Origin of the sequence: Pseudomonas sp. 1D4 (assembly GCF_001728925.1) — a bacterium.
Lineage (GTDB): Bacteria > Pseudomonadota > Gammaproteobacteria > Pseudomonadales > Pseudomonadaceae > Metapseudomonas > Metapseudomonas otitidis.
In genome coordinates this window covers 1-25,495 of record NZ_LXJQ01000036.1, presented here as the reverse complement: position 1 = coordinate 25,495, position 25,495 = coordinate 1, and the positions used below count along the sequence as shown (strand labels likewise).

Genomic DNA, 25,495 nt, shown 5'->3' with positions numbered 1-25,495 from the left:
GGTCGAGGCGTCACGCGCGGCGGCTGGCGGGAACCCATGCAGCGCCGTCCTGGCGGGTATAACGGATGCTCCGTGCGGGTCCGGCACAGCAACAGCGGGTGCGGTGCCTTCAGGCAGCCTGCGGTGCGGGCACTGGGGAGCGGCGATGATAGTGCCTACCCGGTGGGGGCTGGGAAGGCCCTGCAGCAACTTTTTTGCATCAGGCATCCGGCAAGGGAATTCCGCCTTCCGCCAACGCCCGCCGGACAGCGGATGAGAGGGTGGGCACAGCATCCCAGGGCCGCTCCAGGTGCTCGGCCAAGCCCACATGGCTCGCCGCCTCGCAACGATCCGCCAGGCCGCAGCCGACATAGAAGGCATTGACCAGCGCCACCATCGCCTCGCGCTCGTTCTCCACCAGCATCGCCCCGTGCACCAGCACCACGTTGCGCCCGTCCTGGCTGCGGCGGCGCCAGCGCTGGGCCGTGCCCACCAGCTTGCGCGCGCCCAGCCGCACGTTATAGCGCCCGTCGCAGAAGGCCCCTGGCACCTCGCCGATACCCGGTTCCAGCCCCTGCCCCGCCAGCCAATCGCACAATGGGCGGCACAGGCGCAGGTAGGCGGTCTCGATCCGGGTCAGTTCGCTCTCCCCGGTCGGCGCCGCATAGGCCAGCGCGATGTTCAGCACCCCAGGCGACTGCGGCACCGGCTCGCCGCCGGTATCCCGCAGTGAGACCGGCCAGTCCAGCGTCTCGCAGCCCGCCCGCGCCGTTTCGAAGCCCGGCAGGCGGCTCATGCGTGCGGGCATCACCAGGGCACGGTCCAGCGGCCGCCAGAGCAGCAACCCGGCCTCCCTTTCCCCTCGGTGCACCTGCTCCAGCAACGCACGTTCCGCTGCCAGCCCCGCCTCTACCTCCAACCGTTGCATCACGCCCCTCCTCTGCCTGGCTCGCACCGCATGCTACGCCGGCACGGCTCGCCTTGCCGGGTATTTGACTTCAAAAAAACTGCACTCAAGCTGCAATAACATTCATTGGCAGCGATGGATCACGCGCCCTTAGGATGCGCCCCGTTCGCCTCGTCGCCCCGGCGAGGCCACCGATCCCGCGCACGCAGTGGGACTTCTGCGGGGGCCGCTCCGGCCCCCTTTTTTACGAGACTCGTCATGCCCCCGGAAAGCCGCTGGCGCCGCTGGTCCAGGCGCCTCGCCCCCGTCCCCCGCAGCGCACCACCCACCGAATGGCTGCGCGCCTCCCTTGGCGCCTGCGTCGGCCTGGCCCTGTGTTGCCTGGTCACCAGCCACCTGTTCAGCCTCGACGTCACCCTGCGCCTGGCCGCGCCCCTGGGCGCCAGCTCGCTGCTGCTGTTCGCCGTCTCCAGCAGCCCCCTGGCACAGCCCTGGTCGGTGCTGCTCGGCAACCTGGTGGCAGCCCTGGTGGGCAGCGCCTGCGGCCTGTGGATCGATCACACGGTGCTGGCCGCCACTTTGAGCATGGCGCTCACCGTGCTGACCATGTACGGCCTGCGTTGCCTGCACCCACCCGGTACCGCCCTGGCCGTGGCCGTAACCCTGGGTGGCCCGGCATTCGAGACCCTGGGCTTCGGCGTGGCCTGGCCGGTGCTGATGGGTTCGGCGGTGCTGATCATCAGCGCCCTGGCCTACAACCGCCTCACCCGCGGCGCCCTGGTCAACGCCCCGGCGCAACTGCGCAACGACAGCCACCTCACGGACGACCCGCTGCCCAGCGAGCGGGCCAGCTTCGCCGAAGCCGACCTCGACCAGGCCCTGGCGGACTTCGGCGAGTTCGTCGACATCACCCGCGACGACCTCGAACGCCTGCTGCGCCAGACCGAACGGGTCGCCCTGCGGCGCGGCATGGGCCGGGTCACCGCCGAACACATCATGTCCCGCGACCTGCGCACCCTCTCCCCCGACGCGAGCCTCGCCGACGCCTGGAAGCTGTTCCGCCAGCACCGCATCAAGCTGCTGCCGGTGCTGGACGCCGACGGCGCCCTGGTGGGCGTGGTCACCCCCACCGACCTGCTGCACCACGGCCACCGTGACCCGTCCGTCTCGCTGCTCGCCCGCCTGCGCCCGCAGCAGGTGCGCGTGCGTCAGTTGATGACCCGGGAGGTGCGCAGCGTGCGCCCCGACACCGACATCGGCGCCCTCGTCTCCCTGCTCTCCGACCAGGGCTTGCACGGCCTGCCCGTGCAGGACGGACAGGGCCGTCTGGTGGGCCTGGTGACCCAGAGCGACCTCATCGGCGGGCTCTACCGGCACTGGTTGAAGGAGGTGGCCCCGGCGCCGCTCGGCACCCCCGCCCTGCAACGCGCGGTGTGATGCGGACCGGCACCGACCTGGCATATGCTCCGGGGCCTTTCCCTGAAGGCGGGCCTGGTCATGAAGCGCAGACTCCCTCCACTGAATGCCCTGAAGGCATTCGAAACCGCCGGTCACACCGGCAGCTTCACCCGCGCAGCGGAGCTGCTGAACGTCACCCAGAGTGCCGTCAGCCGGCAGGTGCGCCAGCTTGAGGAGCAGATGGGCGAGACCCTGCTCATCCGCCGCCACCACCACCTGGAACTGACCCGCGCCGGACGCAAGCTGCTGGACGCCCTGAACCAGTCGTTCGACCGCATCGAGGTAGCCGTTCGCGCCATCCAGCAGAAGAGCCACCTCAATCGGCTGCGCCTCAACGCGCCGCCCACCTTCACCCGCCGCTGGCTGCTGCCACGCCTCGGACGCCTGCGGGCGCAGCACCCGGAGCTGGAACTGAGCATCACCACCCGCCTGCAGGACAGCCTGGCCGAGACCGGCACCCTGGACTGCGCCATCCGCTTCGGCGATGGCGAGTGGGCGCAACTGGAGGCCACCCTGCTGATGCAGGAGCGACACATCGCCGTCTGTGCGCCGAACCTCCTGGCCAGGCTGGGTAACCAGAACGGCGTCCCGGACCTCGACGGCATGCCCCTGCTGCATGTGCTGGCCAGCGAAGAGCGGCGCTACCAGACCTGGCAGCACTGGCTGGACGCCGCCGGCATCCGCGGCGTGGATACCCGCGAGGGCTACGAGTTCGACCTGCTGGACCTGGCCATCGGCGCCGCGCTCGATGGCCTCGGCATCACCATCGCCGATTGGCACATGGTCCAGCGGGAGCTGGCCTCCGGCCAATTGACCCAACTGCTCAACGTGCACGTCGAGGGCCATCAGTCCTACTGGCTGGTGACCCGCCCCGAGCTGAGCGACTCCCCGGCCCTGCAGGTGTTCCGCACCTGGCTGCAACAGGAGATCTGGCTCTCGGCCCGCCACCTGGAGCCCTCGCTGGCCGCCAGCGAAGGGGAACCTCAACATGCGTGAACTGCCATCGCTGAATGCCTTGAGGGTCTTCGAGGAAGTCGCCCGGCACAGCAGCTTCGGCCGCGCCGCGAACGCCCTGAATGTGACCCAGGGCGCCGTGAGCCGGCAGATCCGACAACTGGAGGACTACCTGGGCGTGGGCCTGTTCACCCGCTCCCCCCAGGGCCTGACCCTGACCTCGGCCGGCGCAATCCTGGTGCCCGGGTTGACCGAAGCCTTCGACCGCATGCAGAAGGCGCTGGCGGAGGTGCGCGCGCCCAACCTGCGCCAGCGCCTGCGCATCCACGCGCCCCCCACCTATGCCACCCGCTGGCTCTCGCCCCGGCTGAAGGGGTTCACCCGGCGCTACCCGCACATCGCCCTGAACGTACGCAACGACTCCGGCCCCGACAGCCAGCGCGAGATCGACTGCCGCATCCGCTTCGGCCAGACGCCGGCAGCGGGCTGGCATAGCCACCTGCTGGTGCTGGAGCGTCACCTGGCGGTGGCCGCCCCGGAACTGTTCGAGCACGGCAGGCCGCCTGCGCTGGGCGAGCACCCGTTGCTGCACATCCTTCATGAGGGCAAGCACCTGCAGGTCTGGGAGAACTGGCTGGAAGCCACGGGGGGCGACGCTGTCGACCCCAGCCAGGGGCTGGAATTCAGCACCCTCGACCAGGTGATCCATGCCGCGCTGGCCGGCGGCGGGCTGGCGGTCATCGACCGGCAGATGATCGAGTACGAACTGGCCACCGGGCAGTTGCTGCCCATCAGCCCGGTGGAGGTGGAAGGCCCCTACGGCTACTGGCTGGACGTGCCCGCGAGCAGCCAGGGGCTGTCCAAGGTGAGCGTGTTCTGCGAGTGGATCGAGGCACAGAGCGCCACCCACGCCCCGGGCTGACGCCCGGCTACGGTGTGGTTCGCTCCCGTAGCGCGGACTTCAGTCCGGGTGCTCGGCTCAAGGCCGCTAGGCAGTCTTTGCCACCCGCCCGAGCGTGCCGCCCTCCTCGTCCGGCGCACCGGCCTCCGCCAGGGACAGGGCCTTGGTTTCCGGCGCCCAGGCCATGGACACCAGGGCACCGAACACCAGCACCCCGGCCAGCAGCGCCATGGTGGCGTTGAGGCCGATGCCCGCCACGCTCACCGGCAACAGGAAGGTGCTGATGGCCGAGCCCAGTCGGCTGGCCGCCGTGGCCAGGCCGACACCGCTGGCGCGCACCTCGGTGGGGAAGCTTTCCGCCGGGAACACCCCCACCAGATTGCTGACTGCCGACAACACCAGGGTGAACAGCCCGAACAGCAGCACCAGCGCCCAGGCCATGCTGCCGGGCAGGACCGCCAGCAGGAGCAGCGTCAGGGCCAGGAGCCAGAACGAGCCGATGAGGAAGCCGCGCCGGGAGAACTTCAGCGTGCAGCCGATGCCCGCCACGGCACCCAGCACCAGCAGGGCGTTGAGCATCATCTCGGTGCCCATGCCCTCGGCCAGCCCCATCTTCGCCAGGATGGTCGGCAGGAAGGTGTAGATGGCGAAGTACGGCATCACGATGCAGATGAAGAACAGGCAGTTGAAGGCCGTGCGGGTCCGGTACTCGCGGCTGAACAGCACCGCGTAGCCGCTGCGGTTGCGCTGGGGACGCTCGTCGTCCAGCACCACGTTGGCCCCGATGTGCTTGCGCACGATGGCCCGCGCCTCTTCCACCCGGCCCCGGTTCACCAGCCAGCGAGGCGACTCCGGGGTGCCGATGCGGGCGATGAGGATGATGGCCGCCGGAATCGCCGAGGACGCCAGCATCCAGCGCCAGGCGTCATCCCCCAGGCTCAGCATGGCGGTGCCGATGAAGGTGGCGGCGACATAGCCGAAGGTCCAGATCACGCTGAACGAGCCCAGCAGCACGCCGCGATGCTTCCTCGGCGCGAACTCCGCCAGCAGGGTATGCCCGACGCTGTAGTCGCCACCCAGGCCGATGCCGATCAGCACCCGCAGGAGGAACAACTGCAACGCCGTCTCGGCATGGAACTGCAGCACCGAGGCCAGGGTGATCAGCACGAAACTGACGACGAAGATCTTCTGCCGGCCGACGTAATCGGAGATCCAGCCGAAGAACAGGCTGCCGAGGAACAGGCCGATCAGTGCCGAGGCGCCGATCAGGCCCTGCCAGAACGGGTCGAGCTGCATCTGCGGGCTGATCAGGGTGAAGGCGATGCCGATCAGGCCGAGGATGTAGCCGTCGGTGAAGTGCGCGCCGAAGGTGAGGCCGGCGATACGGAGGTGGAAGCGCCCGAGGGGCGCGTCGTCCAGCTTGATGGTGTGTGACATGGTGAGCTCCCGTTTCTTGTTGTTCTCGCCTGGGCGAGTGGTGGGGATGCAAGGGAGGCCGGAGCCTCCCGATGGGCTAGAGGCCGCCCATGAGCAGGTACTTGATCTCCAGGTAATCCTCGATGCCGTACTTCGAGCCTTCGCGGCCCAGGCCGGAGGCCTTGATGCCGCCGAAGGGCGCCACCTCGGTGGAGATGATCCCCTCGTTGATGCCGACCATCCCGGCCTCCAGCCCTTCGGCCACGCGCCAGACCCGGCCGATGTCGCGGCTGTAGAAGTAGGCGGACAGGCCATAGGGGGTGTCGTTGGCCTGGGCCAGCACCTCGGCCTCGTCCTTGAAGCGGAAGCAGGCCGCCACCGGGCCGAAGGTTTCCTCGCGGGCGATGAGCATCTGCGGGGTCGCCTCGGCCAGCACCGTCGGCTCGAAGAAGGTACCGCCCAGGGCATGGCGACGACCGCCGCACAGCAACCGGGCGCCCTTCTCCAGCGCATCGCCCAGGTGCTGCTCCACCTTGGCCAGGGCGGCCGTGTTGATCAGCGGACCCTGGTCGCTCTCGCCCTCCAGCGCGGCCCCCACGCGCAGGGCGCGCACGGCATCGGCCAGCTTGGCGGTGAAAGCCTCGTAGACCCCTTCCTGGATGTAGAAGCGGTTGACGCAGACGCAGGTCTGCCCGGTGTTGCGGAACTTGGAGGCCATGGCCCCGCGCACCGCCGCGTCCAGGTCGGCGTCGTCGAAGACGATGAAAGGCGCGTTGCCACCCAGCTCCAGGGAGACCTTCTTCAGGGTGTCGGCCGCCTGGCGCATCAGCAGCTTGCCGGTGGCGGTGGAGCCGGTGAACGACAGCTTGCGCACCACCGGCGAAGCCTGCAGCGCGCTGCCGATGGCCGGGGCATCACCGGACACGATGTTGAACACCCCGGCGGGAATCCCCGCCTCTTCCGCCAGTACCGCCAGCGCAAAGGCCGACAGCGGCGTCTCCTCGGACGGCTTGAGGATCAGCGTGCAGCCGGCCGCCAGCGCCGGGCCGACCTTGCGGGTGACCATGGCCAGGGGAAAGTTCCAGGGCGTGATGGCGGCGACCACGCCGATGGGCGCCTTGGTGACGACGATGCGGGCATCCGCCTTGTGGCTGGGAATCACGTCGCCGTAAACGCGCCTGGCCTCCTCGGCGAACCACTCAAGGAAGCTCGCCGCATAGACCACCTCCCCCATCGCCTCGGCCAGGGGCTTGCCCTGCTCACGGCTGAGCAGCTCCGCCAGCTCGCGCTGGTGGGCCAGCATCAGCTCGGACCAGCGCCGCAGCGGCTGGCTGCGGGCCTTGGCGGTGAGTCCGCGCCAGGCCGGCAGCGCCCGTTGGGCGGCGGCGATGGCCTGATCGGTTTCCGCCACCCCGGCTTTCGCCACCTCGGCGATCAGCGTACCGTCCGCCGGGTTGCGTACTGGGTAGCGCGGGCCGTCTTCCAACCAGCGACCGTCGATGTAGTGTCCCTTGCGCAGCAGCCGGCTCATGCGATGGCCTCCTTGAGGGTGAAGGTTTCTCCGGCCGGACGCGGAACACGCAGGATGCGCTTGCCGGCGGTGTAGTCGTTGATCAGGTCGCAGGGCGTGTAGTTGCGCTCCAGTTCGTGCAGCTCATCCGCCTCCAGGCGGGTGTCCAGGGCCGCCAGGGCGCTGTCGAACTGCTCGGTGGAGTCCGCCCCCACCAGCATGCAATCCACCCCCGGGTGGTTGAGCACCCAGGCCTGGGCGATCTGGGCGTTGGACACGCCACGCCGCCGCGCCACCCGCTGCACCGACCGGGCGATCTCGAAGGAGGCTTCATCGGCGTACATCTGCTGGGTGAAGAAGTCGGTCTGGTTGCGGGTGGACTGCACATCGCCGGTCAGCAGGCCACGGGCCAGCGGGCTGAACACCGAGACGCCCAGGCCCTGGTCGCGGCAGAAGGGGATCATCTCCCGCTCTTCCTCGCGGTAGGCGCAGTTGAGCTGCAACTGCATGTTGATGGGCCTGACCCAGCCATGCCGCTCGCAGGCCATCAGCAGCTTCGCCAGTTGGCCGGTGAGCATGGTGGACACGCCGATGTAGCGCGCCTTGCCGGCTTTGACGATGTCGTGCAGGGCTTCCATCGTCTCTTCCACGGGGGTGTTCACGTCGAAGAAATGCAGCATGTAGAGGTCGACGTGATCCATGCCCAGGCGCGCCAGGGAGGCGTCGATGCTGTCCATGATGTGCTTGCGCGAATGGCCGCTGGCGTTGATCCCCTCGCGGGTGCCGTAGCCCACCTTGGTGGTGACCACGATGTCCTCGCGACGCACCAGCCGCTTGAGGATGCGCCCCACCACCTCCTCGCCGACACCGGCGGAATAGAAGTCCGCCAGGTCGATGAAGTTCACCCCCTTGTCCAGGGCATGGCGGACGATCGGCTCGCTCTGGCGCTCATCGAAGATCCACGGCTTCCACTGCGGCGTGCCCATGTTCATGGTGCCGAGGCAGAGCTTGGACACCTGCAGGCCGGACTGGCCGAGACGGACGTACTGCATGGCGGCCTCCTCAGGCTTTCGGGGTGTAGAAAGGGTTGGCGATGGCGCCCGCCACGTCGGCCAACTGGGCGCGCGTGGGCAGCCCGGCCAGCGCCGCGCGGATGGCGGTACGGCAGGCGGTGTAGTTGTTGCGGTAGACCGCATCCAGGTCATCGCAGGCGGGGTTGACCCAGTTGGCGGTGACGATGGCCCATTCGTCCTCGGCCTCCGGCGGCAGGGTGCCGTCCAGCAGCGCCTCGGTGATGGCCTTGGCGATACCCGCCTGGGAGGCGCCCCAGGTGGCGTTGGCGTGCAGGTCGCCGCTGATCTCGGCCTTGTTCACGTACAGGGTCATGGGTTTGACCGGCACGTTGGGCTGGGCGATGACCATGAAGGGGCAATGGCCCTGGCTGGGGGACGCCAGGCTGTTGGCGAAGGCCAGGCCGGCCGGCCCGTTGCGCGGGCCGATCAGCAGGTTGATGTGGGCGGCGTTGACGCCGGGGCCTTCGAAGCCCTCGCCGATGTAGAGGTCGAGCTGTTTCATGGGGATTCCTCGGAGATGCGGAAAAGTCGTGCTTGCACCATGGCGAGCCGCGTATCAGGCCGCCGCTGGCGAGGGCACGGTGCGGGGCGAAACACTGGAATTACGCGACAGCGGCGGTCGCTCCAACCACTCGACGGTGCCGAGCCGAGACCTCCCGAACCCGAGAAAGGAAAGGACGTTCATGGTGACGGTGCTCGTTGTAGTTGTTGGATGAGCCGAGCCGGCGAAACCAGCTTCGGCGAGTTGTAGCACCCACCCGCCCACCGTCAGTAACCACAAAAACTCAAGCGGCCATGACTAAACCTCATGGCCACTAACGTGCGTTTTTCGAATGTTCACCCCCGAATTTAATCGTTTGTCCGACAACCCACGGCTGACGAACATGGCGCGGCCTCACATAACAACTATTCGAGGATCGCCAACGTGTCCTACCTTGCTCGCGCCTCTGCGGCCCTGCCCGCCGCCGGCCTGCTGCTCTGCACCCTCCCCCTGGTCTGCAAGGCCGATGAACCGGCCAGCACAGGCTTCGTCGACGGCAGCTCGCTGAAGCTGATCAACCGCAACTTCTACTTCAACCGGGACTTTCGCAGCCGCAACGACGGCCTGTTCAACGGCCGCGCCCAGAGCTACCGGGAGGAATGGGCCCACGGCGTCCAGGCCTTCTACAGCTCCGGGTTCACCGACGGCACGGTGGGCGTCAGCCTGGATGCCCACGCGCTGATGGGGTTCAAGCTGGACAGTGGCGGCGGCACCTCCGGCACCAACCTGCTGCCGCTGGACAGCCGCAACCACGCCGAGGACCACTACTCGACGGCGGGCGCCGCGCTGAAGCTGCGGGCGTTCGACACCGAACTCAAGGTCGGCGACCTGCTCCCCATCACCCCGGTGTTCCAGCGCGGCGACGGCCGTCTGCTGCCGCAGAGCTTCCGCGGCGTCTCCGCGGAGAACCACAGCCTGGACGACCTGACCCTGATGGCCGGCCACCTGCACGCGGCACGCAACAAGGCCAGCAGCAACCACGACGGCGAGATGAGCACCGAGTACGGTGGCACCGCCTATGAGTCGGCCAGCTACTTCGGCGGGGACTACCGCTTCACCGACGGCACCCTGCTGAGCCTCTACCGGGCGCGCTTCGAGGATGTCTGGGACCAGACCTACCTGAGCCTCGGCAGAAGCATCGAGCTGGCCGAGCACCGCAGCCTGGCCCTGGGCGCCAACCTGTACCGCACCCGTGACCAGGGCAATGCCCGCGCCGGCCGCATCGACACCGACAGTTGGAGCGCCTACGCCCGCCTCACCCTCGGCGCCCACGGTTTCATGCTGGCCTACCAGCGCATCGACGGTGACCAGCCCTTCGACTACCTGGGCGATGGCGACTCCATCTACCTGGCCAACTCGGTGCTGTACTCCGACTTCAACTCGCCCAACGAGCGCTCCTGGCAGGTGCGCTACGACCTGGACCTGGCCCCTTACGGCGTGCCGGGCCTGAGCCTGATGACCCGCTACCTGCGGGGCAGCGGCATCGACAACTCCAAGGTCGACCCCAAGGGTGCCTACGCCTACTACGCCCGCCTGGGCGATGGCGGCCGGCATTGGGAACGGGACATCGAGGTGAAGTACGTGGTCCAGGGCGGCCCCGCCAAGGACCTCTCCATCGCACTCCAGCAGACCATCCACCGCGCCAACTCGGCCCAGGCGGACGGCGACGTGGACCAGGTGCGGATCATCACCCAGTACCCCCTCGACATCTTCTGAAGGTGACCCTGCGCGCCGGAGCGCCGACACCGCTCCAGCGCGCATGACCCGATGGTTCCTGACAACCGTTTCAAGCCAGGTAAGACAGCCATGCGCACATGCAAGCACTTCATCGGCGGCCAGTTCGTCGACCCGACCGGCGATGCCGACTTCGCCATCCATTCCCCTGCCACCCAGGCGCTGGTCGGCCGTGTGCCGGCAGCCTCGGTGGACGAGGTTCACCACGCCGTGGACCTCGCCGCAGCCGCACAACCCGGCTGGGCACGCCTGCCCAGCATCCAGCGCGCCGAGCACCTGCGGCGCTTTGCCGATGCACTGCTGGCCAGCGCCGACGCCATCGGTGCGGCATTGGCAGCCGAATCGGGCAAGAGCCTGGAGGATGCCTGCAACGAGGCCCGCTACGCCGCCGAGATCACCCGCTACCACGCCGAATGGGCACGCCGCATCGAGGGTGAGGTGATCCCCAGCGACACCCCCGACGAGACCCTGCTGCTGCAGCGCGAACCCATTGGCGTGGTGGCCTGCCTGATCCCGTTCAACTACCCGGTCTACACCCTGCTGCGCAAAGTGGCGCCGGCCCTCATCACCGGCAACGCCGTGGTGGTGCGCCCCAGCAACAACACCCCGCTGTCGGCCTTCGAGATCGCCCGCGCGGCGCAGCAGGCCGGCTTGCCGGAGGGCGTGTTCAACCTGCTGACCATGGACCACGACACTGCAGCGGCCCTCTGCACCCACCCGGCGGTGGGCATGATCACCCTCACCGGCAGCGTGCAGGCCGGCCGCATGGTGCTGGAGTACTGCAAGGCCAACATCGCCAAGCCGTCCCTGGAGCTGGGCGGCAAGACGCCGGCGATCATCGCCGCCGATGCCGACCTGGAACGTGCCGCCGATGACCTGGTGCGTTCCAAGACCACCCACTGCGGGCAACTGTGCACCGCCATCGAGCGGGTGTACGTCCACGACAGCGTTCACGACCGCTTCCTCGACCTGCTCAAAGCGCGCATGGCCGCCGTGCGCATCGGCGACCGCGCCGAGGACCCGACGCGCATGGGGCCGCTGGTCAGCGAACGTGCCCGCGCGCAGATCCACGGCCTGGTGCAGCGGGCCCTGGCCGAGGGCGCGGTGCTGGAAACCGGCGGCTTCATCCCCGAAGGCGCCGGGCACTTCTACCCGGCCACGCTGCTCAGCGGCTGCCGCCAGGGCATGGAGATCGTGCGCGAGGAAAGCTTCGGGCCGATCCTCCCGGTGCTTCGCTACCACGACCTGGACGAGGCCATCGCCCTGGCCAACGACCACCAGTTCGGCCTGGCCTCGGTGCTCTACACCGAGGACTACCGCAGCGCCCTGCGGGTGGCCAACGCCATCCAGGCTGGCGAGCTGTACGTCAACCGCACCCCGGCCGACCCCTACCAGGGCTACCACGCGGGCTGGAAACGCTCCGGGCTCGGCGGCGACGACGGCAAGCACGGGATGCTCGAGTTCACCCAGACCCGCCTGGTGGTCATGAAGTACTGAGCCCAGGCACCGCACCCTGCCTGGCGACCCGCGTCGGGCGACCAACAAGAACAATGATCGAGGCGTGCGCCCTGCGCGCGCCCAAGGATGCCCTCATGTCCAGAACCGCTGCCCAGGCCGACGCTCCGCTCGCACGCGGAGCGAACGGCAAGACCCAACGCTATCTCCAGCTCATGCTGCTGGTACTCGCCGCCGGGGCCATCTACCCGGTGCTCTACCTGCGGCAGGTGTACCAGAGCACCATGCTGGAGGTGTTCGCCATCACCAACACCGAGCTGGGCTACCTGTACTCCATGCTCGGCACGCTGTTCCTGGTGAGCTACCTGCCCAGCGGCTGGCTGGCCGACCGCATCGCGCCCCGCCTGCTGATCAGCTTCTCCCTGGTGGCCACCGGCCTGCTGGCGCTCTGGTACGCCACCGCGCCCGGCTTCGACAGCCTGCTGGTGATCTATGCCGGCTGGGGCATCAGCACCGGGCTGACCTTCTGGGCCTCGGTGATCAAGCGGGTGAACATGATCGCCCAGGCCAGCGAGCAGGGCCGCTTCTTCGGCATCCTCGACGGCGGACGCGGGCTGGTGGAAGCCTTGCTGGCCACGGTCGCCCTCGCCCTCTTCGCCTACGCCACCGAATCCCGGGGGCAGTCCCACCAGGTGGGCTTTACCCATGTGGTCTATCTCTACGCCTTCACCTGCCTGCTGCTCGGCGCGCTGATGCTCGGCGTCAAGGACCCGAAGGCGGCCAACGCCGATGCCCGGGAAGAACGCCAGGCCCATAACCTGCTGCAGGACCTGCGCACCCTGGCGCGCATTCCCGAGCTGTGGCTGGTGGCCGCCATCGTCTTCTGCGGCTACCACATCTTCTGGGCCACTTACAGTTTCTCGGCCTACCTGCAGGAGGGCGGCTTCGGCCTCAGCGCGGTGATGGCCGGCACCATCACCACCATCAAGCTGTGGATGCGCCCGATCGGCGGGATCGGCGGCGGCTACCTGGGGGATCGCTTCTCCAACATCGCGGTGCTGATCGTCGCCCTGGTATTGGCGACCCTGGGCATGGTCGGGCTCATCGTCTTTCCGGTGCTCGACAGCTTGGCCCTGCTCATCGGCCTGGTGATCTTCATCGGCCTGCTGACCTACGCCATCCGTGGCCTCTACTGGGCCATCCTCGACAGTTGCCAGATCCCCCTGCGCATCACCGGGCTGGCCATCGGCATCATCTCGGTGGTGGGTTACTCGCCCGACGTGTTCATCCCGCTGATCAACGGCTGGATCGCCGACGCCTTCCCGGGCTTCCCCGGCTACCAGATCTACTTCGGCTACATCGCCGCCATCGGAACCCTTGGCGTGCTGGCCGCACTCACCCTGAAAAAACGCATCGACCACAAGGCAGGCAACCGCCCATGAAGATCATCTCCCTGGAAACCCACGTCGTCGCCGTTCCACCGCCCCACATCGGCGGCATGTACTGGCTGTTCGTGACACTCAGGACCGACTGCGGCATCGAAGGCGTCGGCGAGGTCTACGCCGCCACCTTCGGCCCCCAGGCCATGGTCCCGGTGATCGAGGATGTGTTCGCCCGCTACCTGCTGGAGCAGGACCCGCACCACATCGAGCGCTTCTTCCGCCGCGCCTATTCCAGCGGCTTCACCCAGCGCCCGGACCTGACCATGATGGGCGTCGTCTCGGGCCTGGAAATGGCCTGCTGGGACATCATCGGCAAGGCCGCCGGCAAGCCGGTCCACGAGCTGCTTGGCGGCCTGGTGAACGAGCGCCTGCGCACCTACACCTACCTCTACCCGAAGAACGCCAGGGGCGAGTACGACTACGACGACCCGGACCTGGCCGCCGAATGCGCGGTGGCCTACAGGGACCAGGGCTTCACCGCCCTGAAGTTCGACCCGGCCGGGCCCTATACGGCGTTCTCCGGGCACCAGTTGTCGCTGGAGGTGATGGACCGCTGCGAAACCTTCTGCCGCAAGATCCGCGAGGCCGTGGGCAACCGCTGCGACCTGCTGTTCGGCACCCATGGGCAGATGGTCCCTTCCTCAGCCATCCGCCTGGCCCAGCGCCTGGAGAAGTACGACCCGCTGTGGTTCGAGGAGCCCGTACCGCCCGGCCAGGAGCAGGCCATGGGCCAGGTCGCGGCCAAGACCAGCATCCCCATCGCCAGCGGCGAGCGCCTGACCACCAAGTACGAGTTCCACCGGCTGCTGACCGATGGCGGCGTCTCCACCCTGCAGATGAACCTGGGCCGCTGCGGCGGCCTGCTGGAGGCGAAGAAGATCGCCGCGCTGGCCGAGGTCCACTACGCCCAGATCGCCCCGCACCTCTACAACGGCCCCATCGGCGCCGCTGCCAGCTTCCAGCTGGCGGCCTGCACGCCGAACTTCCTGATCCAGGAAAGCATCGAGACCTGGGGCGGCTTCCATGCCGAGGTGCTGAAGCAGCCGCTGCACTGGGAAGACGGCTACGTCATCCCGTCCCGCGAGCCGGGGCTCGGCGTCGAACTGGACATGGACGTGGTGCGCCGGCACTCGCCCTACACCGGCGAACGCCTGCACCTGCAGATGGCCCCCGACCCCGTGGACGTGCGCGACACCGCACCCGCCAAGGGCTGACCGATGCCGCCCTCGCCCACCGGCCTGCACGCCGGGGGCGAGGCGCCTTCGCCAAGCCCGAACCTGACCCTGAACGACGCGGTAATCGACCCATGACGTACGACTTCATCATCGTTGGCGCCGGCTCTGCCGGCTGCATCCTCGCCAACCGCCTCAGCGCCTCCGGCCAGCATTCGGTGCTGCTGCTGGAAGCCGGCGGCAAGGACAGTTCCCCCTGGTTCAAGGTGCCGGTGGGCTTCGCCAAGATGTACTACCACCCCACCTACAACTGGATGTACTACAGCGAGCCGGAGCCCGAGCTGGCCGGGCGCCGCATCTACGCTCCGCGCGGCAAGGTGCAGGGTGGGTCGGGCTCCATCAACGCGATGATCTACGTGCGCGGCCAGCCTCACGACTTCGACGACTGGGCGGCGGGCGGCAACGACGGCTGGTCGTTCAAGGACGTGCTGCCCTACTTCCGCAAGCTGGAGAGCCACCCCCTGGGCGACACCGCCTACCACGGCGCCGACGGCCCCATCCACATCAGCCCCATGAAGGGCCAGACCCATGCCATCTGCGATGCCTTCATCGAGGGCTGCCAGCAACTGGGCTACCCCCGCAGCGAGGACTTCAACGGGGCCGATTTCGAGGGCGCCGGCCTCTATGACGTCAACACCCGCAACGGCCAGCGCTGCTCCAGCAGCTTCGCCTACCTGCACCCGGCACTGACGCGGCCGAACCTGCATGTCGAGCACCATGCCCTGGCCCAGCGCCTGGTGTTCGACGACGCGCGGCGGGCCACCGGCGTGGTGGTCAGCCAGCATGGCGTGGAGCGGCAGTTCAACGCGCGGAAGGAGGTGATCCTCGCCGCCGGCGCGGTGGACACCCCGAAGCTGCTGCAGCTCTCCGGCGTCGCCGGGCGCGGTCTGCTGGCCCGTCACGGCATTGCGATGGTGCACGAGCTGCCGGCGGTGGGTCGCAACCTGCAGGACCACCTCTGCGTCAGCTACTACTACAAGGCCAACGTTCCCACCCTGAACGACGAACTGAGCTCGCTGCTGGGCCAGGTGAGGCTGGGCATCCAGTACCTGCTGACCCGCAAGGGCCCGCTGGCCATGAGCGTGAACCAGGCCGGCGGCTTCTTCCGTGGCGACGCACACCAGCCGCAACCGAACCTGCAGCTCTACTTCAACCCGCTGTCGTACCAGATCCCCAGGAGCAGCAAGGCGCGCCTCAAGCCGGAGCCCTACTCGGGCTTCCTGCTGTGCTTCAACCCGTGCCGCCCGACCAGCCGGGGCACCATCGAGATCGCCTCGGCCGACCCGACCCAGGCTGCGCTGATCCGCCCCAACTACCTCAGCACCGAGAAGGACATCGACGAGGTGATCCAGGGCAGCCGCCTGATCCGCAAGATCATGGATGCCCCCGCTCTCAAGGCGATCACCGTCGAAGAGGTGCTGCCCGGACCATCGGTGGCCGATGAGGCCGGCATGCTGCAGTACTTCCGCGAGAACGCCGGCTCCATCTACCACCTCTGCGGCTCCTGCGCGATGGGAACCGACCCGGCCACCTCGGTGGTGGACAGCCGGCTGCGGGTACACGGCATCACCGGCCTGCGCATCGTCGATGCCTCGGTGTTCCCCAACGTCACCTCGGGCAATACCAACGCGGCGGTGATGATGGTGGCGGAAAAAGGCGCCGACCTGATCCTGGCGGGTGCCTGACGACACAGGCACGGCACCCGGATGGCTCGATGCGGTCCAAGCGGCGATGAACACGCCGCTTCGCTGTCGTACTATGCCCAACCGCTCTCCGAAACCGTGGTACCGATGCCTGCCGACGCTCCCCTGACCGCTCTGCCCACTGTCCTGACCGGCCCCCTGCTGCGCCGCGCCGAACCCCGGCACCTGGTGTTCTGGCTGGTGGCCACGCGCCCGCTGCAACCCGTCCTGCTGCTGGAAGCCAGCGGCCAGGCCCAGCGCCACAGCCTGGACGCGCGACAATGCCGCATCCTTGCGGTGGGCCGGCACGCGCATGTGCACCTGATCGACCTGCGTCTGGACGCGCCCCTGCCCCAGGACACGCCGATCGCCTACGACCTGCTGATCGACGGCCAGGGTATTGCCGAGTGGGCGCCGCACCTGCTCTACGGCGAGGCCACCCGGCCCGACTTCGTGCTGCGTTCGCGCATCGACCACCTGCTCCATGGCTCCTGCCGCAAGCCCCATCACCCCGCCCCCGACGGGCTGCTCTGTGCTGACCGCCTGCTGGCCGAGCGCCCTCTGCCAGAACAGCGCCCGGCGCTGCTCATGCTCAGCGGGGATCAGGTCTATGCCGACGACGTGGCCGGGCCGATGCTGTGCGCCATCCACCAGCTCATCGAGCGTTTGGGCCTGTACGGCGAGTACCTGGAGGGCGCCGTGGTGGACGACAGCGACGCGCTCTACCAGCACCCCGCCAGCTACTACAGGCGCGCCGACCTGCTGCCGGCCCTGGAGAGCAACGAGACCCTGCGCGAGCGCTTCTTCGGCGGCGCGCGCAAGCCGATCTTCACCAGCAGCAACGCCGAGAATCACCTCGTCACCCTCGCCGAGGTGCTGGCCATGTACCTGCTGGTCTGGTCGCCGGTGCCCTGGACGCTGGTGACACCGCAGATGCCCGCACTCGGCGCGCAAGAAGCGGAACGTTACCACCTCGAAGCCACGCGCCTCGAAGGCTTCGTCACCGGCCTGCCGGGCGTGGCGCGGGCGCTGGCGCACCTGCCGACGCTGATGATCTTCGACGACCACGACGTGACCGATGACTGGAACCTCTCCGCTCAGTGGGAGCAGACGGCCTACGGCCACCCCTTCTCCCGCCGCATCATCGGCAACGCCCTGCTCGCCTACCTGCTGTGCCAGGGCTGGGGCAACGACCCGGACGCCTTCGACGACCTGCAGGACGACCTCGCCGCGCTGTGCGCCAGCCCCGATGCCCATGGCCGGCTGGACAGCACGCAGCTTGACGGTCTGATCGGCCGCCTGCTGGCCTTCAACGGCTGGCAGTACGAACTGGACACCCAGCCACCCCTGCGGGTGCTGGACACCCGCACCCGCCGCTGGCGCAGCGAAGTCGACCTCAAGCGGCCGTCCGGCCTGCTGGACTGGGAGGCCCTGTGCGAGCTGCAACAGGCACTGCTGGGGCACCCCTCGGCCATCGTCGTGTCACCGGCCCCGGTGTTCGGCGTGAAGCTGATCGAGGCGGTGCAGCGCGTGTTCACCTGGCTCGGCCACCCGCTGCTGGTGGATGCGGAAAACTGGATGGCCCATCGCGGTGCCGCCCAGGTGATCCTCAACATCTTCCGTCACTCACGCACGCCGGGCAGCTACACCATCCTCTCCGGCGACGTGCACTACTCCTTCGTCTACCGCGTGCTCATCCGCCACCGGCAGCAGGGCCCGCAGATCTGGCAGATCACCAGCAGCGGCGTGAAGAACGAATTCCCCCACCGCCTGCTGGACCTGTTCGACCGCCTCAATCGCTGGCTCTACGCACCCCGCTCGCCGCTCAACTGGCTCACCCAGCGTCGCCGCATGAAGGTGGTGCCCCACACACCGGCCCACAGCCGCGCGGGGGAACGCCTGTGGAACGGCGCCGGGTTGGGCCAGGTGTTCTTCGATGCCGAGGGGCGGCCGACGCGGGTGTTCCAGCTCAATGCCAACGGCACCGCACCCACCGAGTTCCTCGAAGACCGCGACAACGTCAGCGACGCCCACCCCATCGCGCGGCGGGCCTGAGCCCGCCGCTCAGAGCACCGCATCCCAGCGCTGGGACCAGTCGATGTCGTCGGCCACCACCTCGCGCAGCACGCCGATGGCCTGTTGCAACAGCGCCGAATCACGGTCACGGGAATAAACCAGGTAGGTCGGGTAGGTGAACTCCGGCGCCCGCTCCACCCGCTCCAGCACGCCGCTGTCCAGGTAGCTCTGCACCACCCGCGTGCGGAAATAGCCGGAGCCGCCGTTCTGCAGGATGAACTGCAGGGCCAGCGGCCCGAGGTTCACCGAGACCGCCGCCCGCGCCAGGTCAGGGAGCGCAGCATCGTGCTGCTGGCGGAAGCGCGGGCCCCAGTCCACCTGCACGTAGGGTTCGGGCGCACGGCTGGAGCGGATCTGCACCAGCTTCTCTTCCAACAGCAACTCCACCTGCATGCCCGGCCAGTACTCGGGCTGGTAGACCAGCGCCGCATCCAGCAGCCCCAGCTCGATCTGCTGCTGCAGGTGCTGGCCGGCGGCCACCTCCACCCGTACTGCGTGGGACGGAATCCGCTCATGCAGGCGAGTCATCCAGCCCAGCAACAGCGGGTTGCTCAGGCTCACCTCACCGCCGATGGCCAGCAGGTCGCGGTAGCCCTTGGGCAACGGCAGGTCACGCCGGGCGGCCTCCCAGGTCTTCACCAGTTGCGTGGCGTGCCCGACGAACACCTCCCCCTCCGGCGTCAACCGCGCCCCGGCCCGGTTGCGCACGAACAGCCGGCAGCCAAGCTGACCCTCCAGATTCTGCACCCGCGCGGTGATGGCGGTCTGGGTCACATGCAAACGCTCCGCCGCCGAGACAAAGCTGCCGCTGCGGGCGATTTCGAGAAAGGTGCGTGCCAGGTCGATATCCATGGCAATCCCCAGGATTTTGAAGGGTGGCTATCTTAGCTGTTCGGGGGTGAGAGGCTGAGAGGAAACGCTTACCCCTCCAGCAGAAACGCTATCCAGGAAGAAAGAGCCGCTTCGAATTCATCAGTCGTTAGAAAGCAGAAAAAATCGTCATCACGCAGCGAGTAAATCCGGGAATTTTCCCTGCTTATTTCCACACCCCAATCTTCGCGATCCCAGTTATGGGATTCCAATTCACCCTGCTTTACAGCTCTAACTTTTGAAAGGCCCTCTTTCAGCCAAGCAATAGTGGCTTCATATGGTTGTCCACCACCATCAGTCAAAAAACATCTCACCAAATCCACTGCCTGAGGACCGAGAACATCTTTTTCACAACTAGGCTCGCGAACCTAGCCTTAACCCAACCATTTCCGCCCCTACCGTGCCGACCTTGAGAAACTCACCTTCTACGCTGTAACAAGCATAAGTCTCTGCCCTTCAGAATATTTTATTCGTACAACTCCTTGCCTTGGCAATGACGTAGGCTACGTCCAAAACTCGCTTCCATCTTGTCCAATCCAAACCACGCCTGCTGGCGCATTTGTAAGAAACCAAATCCCAAAACCATCAAGATCGTCTTCTCCTGGAGTGTCAGGCCAAGCCTTCCGCAGAATGTGCAACTGATCTTGAACGGAGCCATCGAGAAAACAACTCTCACTTGCCAGCTTTAAATGCCCACCCAACATGAGCCAACTCATTAGTGAAAAGAATAATTTAACCTTATACGGGTAATCGACATGACAATCAGAGATCTCAACCGTCATGTGCTGCCATATAGCTCTCATGGAAAGACCAAAGGCACTCTGCAGTACAGATTCAGCAACTTCCTCACTACAGCCACCCGACTCCGAAAAGAAAATACGCCCATCATTCATGCGTTCTCCTCCACAACTATAAAGCCCCACCCCAAAATCAATACTTTCAATAAAAGAAAAATCAAACCAAGTACAACCCCAACAACCTAGCACCCAATATTTAAAAACCCTATACCACACTGAAAGCCATAACCCTTCACCACCCTAGTTCAAAGCCCACCAAACACCCGCCTAAATAACCACGCAACGCTGGAACACTCCTCAAGTGCCTGCAAAGCAGCTTCAGGAGTAACTGGCATATCACTCGGAGCACTACCACGCTTAACAGCAATTCCATAGATTGCATACTCTTCGCTCTCTGTGTGCTCCCAGCACGGAACGTGACCGATCGTTTTATATATTTGAAAAATCTCACCATCGAACTGAGCAAGCTCAATAAAAAAATCCGGAATATCGCCCTGTAAAAACATATCAACGCACCAGAGCCTAAACTCCTCTTTACTGACAGCCCCCGAAAAAAGACAAGCAATGGCAAAGCCCAAGAGCTCATCACTATAACAATCCAGCTCTTTCCCACTCATGCACTTGCATCCCTCTTTCAAGCCTAATCATGGCCGGCCATCTAACCAATAAAAGATCTTGCATATCCGCAGACTTCGGCGACCAATTAAAACGCGACACACTCCCCCCAAGTTGACGTTCGATACCGCACCCACAAAAAACTCAGCCAGCGCATAGCGCTGGCTGAGTCGAGGTTTTACCAGAACGTGCCGCCAAGCATCACTCGCGCTGCAGCACTTTGCGCTCCAATGCCGGGTCAGCGTCGATTTCGCTGTCGCTGAAGGGCAGCGGCTGCCAGGGGTTATCGGCGAACAGGGCGGTCTGGTCGGCGTAATGGGGCGAGCCGGGGTCGCTGGACTGGGAGAAGGCCAGCAGGCCTCGGGCGCGAGGGCCCTTGTCGCCGAAGGTGACCAGTTGCAGGTAACTGGTGCCACTGACCACTTCCAGGCGGTCGCCCTGGTGTTCGCTCTGCATGGCGTTGTAGACGCCCAGGTGGCCATCGGCGCCGGGCATGGGGAAGGTTCGGGCGCCGCGGGTGACCTGGTGCAGGTCGCCCCAGCGGGCATCGGCGGGGGCGCCCGAGGCGGCCAGGGCCTCGCTGGCGGCGACCAGGGCCTGGCGCAGCGGTTCGCGGGCGGCCGGTGCGATGCCGCTGGGGGTGTCCAGCGGGCGCGCGGGGTCGAAGGGGTGCTGCCAGCCGTCGTCCAGTTCGAGGAAGGCCTGGGCCGCTTGCTGGAACACCAGCATGCCGAGGCCGCTGTCCACTCGGGCCTTGCCATCCCAGCCGGCCAGGGCGCCACAGGCGCGGCTCAGGTCCGCTTCGCCCGCGTGGGCCTTGCACAGCGCCAGCAGTTCCGGCAGCAACTCGTCGGCCAGGCCCACCTGGTTGTCGGTGACCATTGCCGCCAGGTCGTCCGCCCGCAGCGGCTGCTGGCCTTGCAAGCGCCCCAGGGCGAAGCGGGCACGGGGGGAAATCGGCGTTTCCCGGCTCACCAGGGGGGAGTAGCCCGCCAGGGGGCTCGCCGGGTTGGTCAGCCAGGCGCTGTCGTTGGAGTTCTGCACGAAGTCTTCGCGCAGCAGTACGGGCAACTGCGTGGCCGGGGTGATGCCGGCCTGGGCGGCCCCGGCTTCCCGCTGCCATTCGCAGGCGCTGCGATTGCCTTGCAGGGCGGGCAACCCCTGCTCCGCCAGTTGCGGGATGACGCACTCGGCGAGCCGCTGGGGCTGCAAGCGAGGCACCACGGACTGGTTCATGTACAGCGCGCGGCCCCGGTCATCCACCGCCAGGGTGTTGACCCAGGGAATGCCTTGCAGGCGCTCGACGCTGGCGCGCAGGGCGTTCACGTCGCGGGCCTGGTTCATCGCGTACCACTGCTGCAGCACGCGGGTGTTGCCGAGGTTGGCATCACGCAGGGCCCAGGCCTCGCCGGCCGACCAGTCCAGCTTGCCGGGCCAGTTCAGCAGCGGGCCGAAGCGGGATTCGTAGAGATCGTGGAACTGGGTGACCAGCTCACCGGACGGCTGCCGCACCTGGATGCGCAGGCGCGTGCGGGTCATGGGCTCGTAGCGGCCGTCGACGCGGTAGCGGGTCGGGTTCTTCGGGTCCAGTTCCAGGCGGTACAGCGTGAAGTGCGCGGAGGTGTCCACGGTGTGGGTCCAGGCCAGGTGCTGGCCGAAGCCGATGTTGACCACCGGCAGGCCGGGCAGCGCGGCACCCATCACGTCGAGCTTGCCGGGGATGGTCAGGTGCAGTTGCCAGAAGCGCAGCGCACCGCTCCAGGGGAAGTGCGGGTTGGCCAGCAGCATGGCCGGGCCGTCGGCGCTGCGCTGGCGGCCCACGGCCACGGCGTTGCTGCCCCGGTCCAGGCGGAAGCCTTCGACCCGCGCGAGGGTGTGGCCGCTGTCCCGCGCGGCCTGTTGCCGCCCGGGCGGCGCGGCGCCCACCACGGCTTCGGCGAACTGGCCGACGCCGCCCTCCACCAGCAGGCGCCGGGTCAGGCGGACCAGGTCATCCGCTTCGATGGGGAGCAGCCAGGCCTGGCCGAGGCAGTGGGTGCGGCCGGCGTCGGCTTCGCCCAGGTAGCGGTTGAAGCCTTCGGCATAGCCGGCCAGCAGCTCGGTCACCTCGTCGGTCTGGGCACGACGGAAGCTGGCGACCTGCTCGGGGGCGTTCAGCCAGGTGAAGAACAGGTCGGACGGGACGTTGGCCAGACCGGCGGAGGACTGCCCGTCCGCGCCGAACCAGCGGGCCCGCTCGCCTCGGGCGGTGATGATCTCTTCGGCCAGCAGGCAGGCATTGTCGCGGGCGTAGGCATAGCCGATGCCACGCCCGAGGCCACGCTCGTCAGCCGCGCGGATGTGCGGCACGCCGTGGGCGGTCCAGCGGATCAGGGTGTCGCCACCGGCATCGGCGGCATGGGACAGGCACGGCGCCAGCAGCAAGGCTGCGGCCCCGGCGACAAGGGTGCGCATGGGCATCGGAGGTTCTCGCGGAGAAAGGGAACGCGCCGACCGAAGCCGGCGCGGGGGTGGTCAGCCGGCGATGGCGTAGCTCGGTGCGGTACGCCCGGCAGCACCGGCGGGCTCCAGGTGCTGATGCAGGGACGCGGCGATCTCGTCGGCACGGATCGGCAGCACCGACAGCAGGGTATCGCTGAGGCCGTGGCTGGCCTGGCAGAAGCCCTGCATGTACAGCGCGGGGCGGAAGTTGTCGTCGGTGCGCAGGCGGTAGTCGCGGGCCACCTCGAAGTCCCCCAGCCAGGGCGCCAGGGGTTCCAGCAGCTCACGGTGGGCCTGGCGCTCATACCCGGTGGCCAGCACAACCGCGTCGTAGCGGTGGCTGCTCTGCTCGCCGGTGGCGATGTGGCGCAGCACCAGTTCGATGCCGTCGGTGGTGGCGGTGGCCCGCTCCACGGCACTGAGGTTGCGGAAGGCATGGCGGCGCGAGCCGGAGACCTTCTGGCGGTAGAAGATGCCGTAGATGCGCTCGATCAGGTCCAGGTCCACCACCGAGTAGTTGGTGTTGTGGTACTCACGGATCAGCCGCTCACGCTCGGCGGTGGGCTGGCTGAAGATCAGGTCGGTGAACTCGGGGGAGAACACCTCGTTGACGAAGGGGCTGTCATCCGCCGGCTTGAGGGCGGAGCCCCGCAGGATCACGTCCACCTGTACGTTCGGGTAGCTGTCGTTGAGGTCGATGAAGGCCTCCGCGGCGCTCTGCCCGCCGCCGACGATGGCGATGCGCATCGGCTGGCCACTGGCGCACGGCTGCTGCTGGATGCGCTCCAGGTACTGGGCGTGGTGGAACACCCGCGCATCGCCCTTGAGGTGGCGGAAGGCCTGGGGTACGCGCGGGGTGCCGCCGGCGCTGAGCACCACCGCGCGGGTGGTGCGTACCTGGGACTGGCCGTTGGCATCGCGGGAGACCACCCGCAGTGCCTGCACCTGCTTGCCCTCCAGCAGCGGCTCCACCGCCTGGACTTCCTCGCCATAGCGGCACTGGTCGGCGAACTGGCCGGCAACCCAGCGCAGGTAGTCGTTGTACTCCATGCGGCAGGGGTAGAAGGTGCCGAGGTTGATGAAGTCCACCAGGCGGTCGTGCTGGCGCAGGTAGTTGACGAAGGAGTACGGGCTGGTGGGGTTGCGCAGAGTCACCAGGTCCTTGAGGAAGGAAATCTGCAGCTCGCTCTGGTTCACCAGGGTGTTGCCGTGCCAGCGGTAGTCCGCCTGCTTGTCCAGGTACAGCGCGTCCAGGGTGCCCTGCCCGCTGGCGGCACGCTCCTGCAGGGCGATGGCCAGGGCCAGGTTGGAAGGGCCGAAGCCGATGCCGATCAGGTCGTGGATGGCGGTGTTGAGGGGCTGGGTCATGTCCTGTGTCCTCTGCTGGCGGGCCGTCGCGGACCGCGGCTGTCATGGGGGACGGCCCGGTGGCCGCCTGCTGACAAGGAACGAGGACTGGGCGGGGAAATTTACCGGCGACTCAACCGGCCTCCCACTCGCGCATGCGCAGCCGGCAGTGCTTCATCGCATTGACGATGTGTTTCTCCACCAGGCTGCGGGAAATCGCCAGGCGCTCGGCGATCTCCATGTGGGACAGCCCCTCCAGCTTGCGCAGCAGGAAGGCGTCGCGGCAGGCCTGGGGCAGTTCGTCCAGGGCCCGCCCGAGCATCGACAGGCGCTGATCGCGGGCCAGCAGGCGCTGGGGCGACGGCGCGTGGAAGCGCTCCTCCTCGTCCAGCACCTCCAGCGGCTCGTTGCGGCGGATGACGCTGCGCCGGTGTTCGTCCACCACCAGATTGAGTGCCGTGCGGTAGAGAAAGGCCCGTGGCGACTCGATGCGCTCTTGACTCGCACGCTCCATCACCCGCAAATACGCGTCATGGGCGACATCCGCTGCTGCCTGACGGTCTCCGAGCCTGGACTGCAGGAAACGCAGCAGCTCCCGATAGTAGTTTTCCAAGGCGTCCCCCGGCCGCGTTCCACGCGGCCACACCAGTTGAGCGAGATCAACGCCCATCGTCCTACGATGCTGGCAGTCTGAAATGAACTAAATTTATAATAATTCTCATCAAGATTTAAGCCTCAATGACGGATCGCCTCCAAATCACCATGGAACCCAGGTCAAACCGGTAAGCCCGATGAACAAAGCCACCTCCCCCGCCACCAGCGATCCCCTGGTCGAAGTCGCCGCCCACTGGTGCATGCGACTGCACGCCGAGGATTGCACCGCCGAGGAGCGCGCCGAGTTCCAGGCCTGGATCGACAGCGACCCGGCCAACGCCCTGGAATACGCGGAAATGCTGGAGATCTGGGAGCTCAGCGCCCACCTGCCCCCCAGCACCGTCCCCAGCGGCAGCGCGGCACGCCCGACG

The 25,495-nt window shown here is 67.2% G+C and carries 22 protein-coding genes; 10 read left to right on the top strand and 12 right to left on the bottom strand.

All coding sequences use genetic code 11. From position 1 onward, the window contains the following. Positions 1-199 precede the first annotated feature (199 nt). Positions 200-910: a lipoate--protein ligase family protein gene (locus A7D27_RS17930; protein WP_240921155.1), complete on the bottom strand. Its 711-nt coding sequence runs from the start codon at positions 908-910 to the stop codon at positions 200-202. Between the two features lie 234 nt (positions 911-1,144). Here A7D27_RS17930 and A7D27_RS17925 point away from each other — a divergent pair, with 234 nt between their 5' ends. From A7D27_RS17925 to A7D27_RS17915, 3 genes are read left to right on the top strand one after another with little or no spacing between them, the layout of a single operon-like run. Beyond that, positions 1,145-2,323, top strand: a complete 1,179-nt coding sequence (locus A7D27_RS17925) for a CBS domain-containing protein (protein ID WP_069565622.1) — start codon at positions 1,145-1,147, stop codon at positions 2,321-2,323. 60 nt (positions 2,324-2,383) lie between these two features. Beyond that, positions 2,384-3,340, top strand: coding sequence for a LysR substrate-binding domain-containing protein (locus tag A7D27_RS17920; protein ID WP_069562747.1), 957 nt, complete (start codon positions 2,384-2,386; stop codon positions 3,338-3,340). Further along, positions 3,333-4,220 carry a LysR substrate-binding domain-containing protein gene (locus tag A7D27_RS17915; protein ID WP_069565621.1) on the top strand — a complete coding sequence of 296 codons (888 nt, stop codon included), beginning with the start codon at positions 3,333-3,335 and terminating at the stop codon, positions 4,218-4,220. The genes A7D27_RS17920 and A7D27_RS17915 overlap by 8 nt, the downstream gene beginning before the upstream one ends. Before the next feature lie 66 nt (positions 4,221-4,286). Here the strand turns inward: A7D27_RS17915 and A7D27_RS17910 are convergent, their stop codons facing one another. The 4 genes from A7D27_RS17910 to fae all read right to left on the bottom strand — a co-directional run bounded on the left by A7D27_RS17910 (position 4,287) and on the right by fae (position 8,700). Continuing rightward, positions 4,287-5,636 (bottom strand): MFS transporter, encoded by a 1,350-nt coding sequence (locus A7D27_RS17910; RefSeq protein ID WP_069565620.1) that lies wholly within the window; start codon positions 5,634-5,636, stop codon positions 4,287-4,289. Positions 5,637-5,712: 76 nt separating this feature from the next. Then, the gene (locus A7D27_RS17905) at positions 5,713-7,146 is read right to left on the bottom strand and encodes an NAD-dependent succinate-semialdehyde dehydrogenase (protein ID WP_069565619.1); all 1,434 of its coding nucleotides are present in this window, start codon (positions 7,144-7,146) and stop codon (positions 5,713-5,715) included. Next, positions 7,143-8,177 (bottom strand): aldo/keto reductase, encoded by a 1,035-nt coding sequence (locus A7D27_RS17900; RefSeq protein WP_069565618.1) that lies wholly within the window; start codon positions 8,175-8,177, stop codon positions 7,143-7,145. The genes A7D27_RS17905 and A7D27_RS17900 overlap by 4 nt, the downstream gene beginning before the upstream one ends. Positions 8,178-8,187: 10 nt before the next feature. Further along, positions 8,188-8,700 carry a formaldehyde-activating enzyme gene (fae, locus tag A7D27_RS17895; protein WP_069562719.1) on the bottom strand — a complete coding sequence of 171 codons (513 nt, stop codon included), beginning with the start codon at positions 8,698-8,700 and terminating at the stop codon, positions 8,188-8,190. A gap of 423 nt (positions 8,701-9,123) precedes the next feature. Between fae and A7D27_RS17890 the strand changes: the two genes are divergently transcribed. The 6 genes from A7D27_RS17890 to A7D27_RS17865 all read left to right on the top strand — a co-directional run bounded on the left by A7D27_RS17890 (position 9,124) and on the right by A7D27_RS17865 (position 18,339). After that, entirely contained in the window at positions 9,124-10,455 is a 1,332-nt protein-coding gene (locus A7D27_RS17890; RefSeq protein ID WP_083265686.1) for an OprD family porin, read from the top strand. Positions 10,456-10,545: 90 nt separating this feature from the next. Next, positions 10,546-11,970: an aldehyde dehydrogenase gene (aldA, locus tag A7D27_RS17885; protein ID WP_069565616.1), complete on the top strand. Its 1,425-nt coding sequence runs from the start codon at positions 10,546-10,548 to the stop codon at positions 11,968-11,970. Positions 11,971-12,065: 95 nt separating this feature from the next. After that, positions 12,066-13,370 (top strand): nitrate/nitrite transporter, encoded by a 1,305-nt coding sequence (locus A7D27_RS17880; protein ID WP_069565643.1) that lies wholly within the window; start codon positions 12,066-12,068, stop codon positions 13,368-13,370. Continuing rightward, positions 13,367-14,584, top strand: coding sequence for a mandelate racemase/muconate lactonizing enzyme family protein (locus tag A7D27_RS17875; RefSeq protein ID WP_069565615.1), 1,218 nt, complete (start codon positions 13,367-13,369; stop codon positions 14,582-14,584). The genes A7D27_RS17880 and A7D27_RS17875 overlap by 4 nt, the downstream gene beginning before the upstream one ends. Positions 14,585-14,676: 92 nt before the next feature. Beyond that, positions 14,677-16,287, top strand: coding sequence for a GMC family oxidoreductase (locus A7D27_RS17870; RefSeq protein ID WP_069565614.1), 1,611 nt, complete (start codon positions 14,677-14,679; stop codon positions 16,285-16,287). A 105-nt stretch (positions 16,288-16,392) separates the two neighbouring features. Continuing rightward, on the top strand, positions 16,393-18,339 hold the full coding sequence (locus A7D27_RS17865; protein ID WP_069565613.1) for a hypothetical protein: 1,947 nt from the start codon (positions 16,393-16,395) through the stop codon (positions 18,337-18,339). Positions 18,340-18,348: 9 nt separating this feature from the next. Here A7D27_RS17865 and A7D27_RS17860 read toward each other — a convergent pair whose 3' ends face one another. The 7 genes from A7D27_RS17860 to A7D27_RS17840 all read right to left on the bottom strand — a co-directional run bounded on the left by A7D27_RS17860 (position 18,349) and on the right by A7D27_RS17840 (position 25,083). Next, positions 18,349-19,212, bottom strand: a complete 864-nt coding sequence (locus A7D27_RS17860) for a LysR family transcriptional regulator (RefSeq protein WP_069562725.1) — start codon at positions 19,210-19,212, stop codon at positions 18,349-18,351. A 68-nt stretch (positions 19,213-19,280) separates the two neighbouring features. Next, a complete protein-coding gene (locus A7D27_RS27985) occupies positions 19,281-19,532 on the bottom strand; it encodes a hypothetical protein (protein WP_139134123.1) in 252 nt (83 codons plus the stop codon). A 201-nt stretch (positions 19,533-19,733) separates the two neighbouring features. Further along, positions 19,734-20,123 (bottom strand): DUF596 domain-containing protein, encoded by a 390-nt coding sequence (locus A7D27_RS27320; RefSeq protein ID WP_083265685.1) that lies wholly within the window; start codon positions 20,121-20,123, stop codon positions 19,734-19,736. Positions 20,124-20,272: 149 nt separating this feature from the next. Beyond that, entirely contained in the window at positions 20,273-20,644 is a 372-nt protein-coding gene (locus tag A7D27_RS27980; RefSeq protein WP_139134122.1) for a hypothetical protein, read from the bottom strand. Positions 20,645-20,843: 199 nt separating this feature from the next. Next, complete coding sequence (locus A7D27_RS17850) at positions 20,844-23,096, bottom strand: acylase (RefSeq protein WP_305884672.1); 2,253 nt, start codon at positions 23,094-23,096, stop codon at positions 20,844-20,846. Positions 23,097-23,156: 60 nt separating this feature from the next. Then, positions 23,157-24,491, bottom strand: a complete 1,335-nt coding sequence (locus A7D27_RS17845; RefSeq protein WP_069565611.1) for a lysine N(6)-hydroxylase/L-ornithine N(5)-oxygenase family protein — start codon at positions 24,489-24,491, stop codon at positions 23,157-23,159. Between the two features lie 112 nt (positions 24,492-24,603). Further along, complete coding sequence (locus tag A7D27_RS17840; RefSeq protein ID WP_069562727.1) at positions 24,604-25,083, bottom strand: sigma-70 family RNA polymerase sigma factor; 480 nt, start codon at positions 25,081-25,083, stop codon at positions 24,604-24,606. Positions 25,084-25,261: 178 nt separating this feature from the next. Here A7D27_RS17840 and A7D27_RS17835 point away from each other — a divergent pair. Further along, positions 25,262-25,495 (top strand): DUF4880 domain-containing protein (locus A7D27_RS17835; protein WP_139134121.1); only part of this gene is annotated, 234 nt, incomplete at its 3' end.

Excerpts from the sequence above, each read along its gene's own strand:
- A7D27_RS17925 (WP_069565622.1), top strand. The coding sequence starts at position 1,145 with ATGCCCCCGGAAAGCCGCTGGCGCCGCTGGTCCAGGCGCCTCGCCCCC.
- A7D27_RS17920 (WP_069562747.1), top strand. The coding sequence starts at position 2,384 with ATGAAGCGCAGACTCCCTCCACTGAATGCCCTGAAGGCATTCGAAACC.
- A7D27_RS17915 (WP_069565621.1), top strand. The coding sequence starts at position 3,333 with ATGCGTGAACTGCCATCGCTGAATGCCTTGAGGGTCTTCGAGGAAGTC.
- A7D27_RS17910 (WP_069565620.1), bottom strand. The coding sequence starts at position 5,636 with ATGTCACACACCATCAAGCTGGACGACGCGCCCCTCGGGCGCTTCCAC.
- A7D27_RS17905 (WP_069565619.1), bottom strand. The coding sequence starts at position 7,146 with ATGAGCCGGCTGCTGCGCAAGGGACACTACATCGACGGTCGCTGGTTG.
- A7D27_RS17900 (WP_069565618.1), bottom strand. The coding sequence starts at position 8,177 with ATGCAGTACGTCCGTCTCGGCCAGTCCGGCCTGCAGGTGTCCAAGCTC.
- fae (WP_069562719.1), bottom strand. The coding sequence starts at position 8,700 with ATGAAACAGCTCGACCTCTACATCGGCGAGGGCTTCGAAGGCCCCGGC.
- aldA (WP_069565616.1), top strand. The coding sequence starts at position 10,546 with ATGCGCACATGCAAGCACTTCATCGGCGGCCAGTTCGTCGACCCGACC.
- A7D27_RS17880 (WP_069565643.1), top strand. The coding sequence starts at position 12,066 with ATGTCCAGAACCGCTGCCCAGGCCGACGCTCCGCTCGCACGCGGAGCG.
- A7D27_RS17875 (WP_069565615.1), top strand. The coding sequence starts at position 13,367 with ATGAAGATCATCTCCCTGGAAACCCACGTCGTCGCCGTTCCACCGCCC.
- A7D27_RS17870 (WP_069565614.1), top strand. The coding sequence starts at position 14,677 with ATGACGTACGACTTCATCATCGTTGGCGCCGGCTCTGCCGGCTGCATC.
- A7D27_RS17865 (WP_069565613.1), top strand. The coding sequence starts at position 16,393 with ATGCCTGCCGACGCTCCCCTGACCGCTCTGCCCACTGTCCTGACCGGC.
- A7D27_RS17860 (WP_069562725.1), bottom strand. The coding sequence starts at position 19,212 with ATGGATATCGACCTGGCACGCACCTTTCTCGAAATCGCCCGCAGCGGC.
- A7D27_RS27320 (WP_083265685.1), bottom strand. The coding sequence starts at position 20,123 with ATGAATGATGGGCGTATTTTCTTTTCGGAGTCGGGTGGCTGTAGTGAG.
- A7D27_RS27980 (WP_139134122.1), bottom strand. The coding sequence starts at position 20,644 with ATGAGTGGGAAAGAGCTGGATTGTTATAGTGATGAGCTCTTGGGCTTT.
- A7D27_RS17850 (WP_305884672.1), bottom strand. The coding sequence starts at position 23,096 with ATGCGCACCCTTGTCGCCGGGGCCGCAGCCTTGCTGCTGGCGCCGTGC.
- A7D27_RS17845 (WP_069565611.1), bottom strand. The coding sequence starts at position 24,491 with ATGACCCAGCCCCTCAACACCGCCATCCACGACCTGATCGGCATCGGC.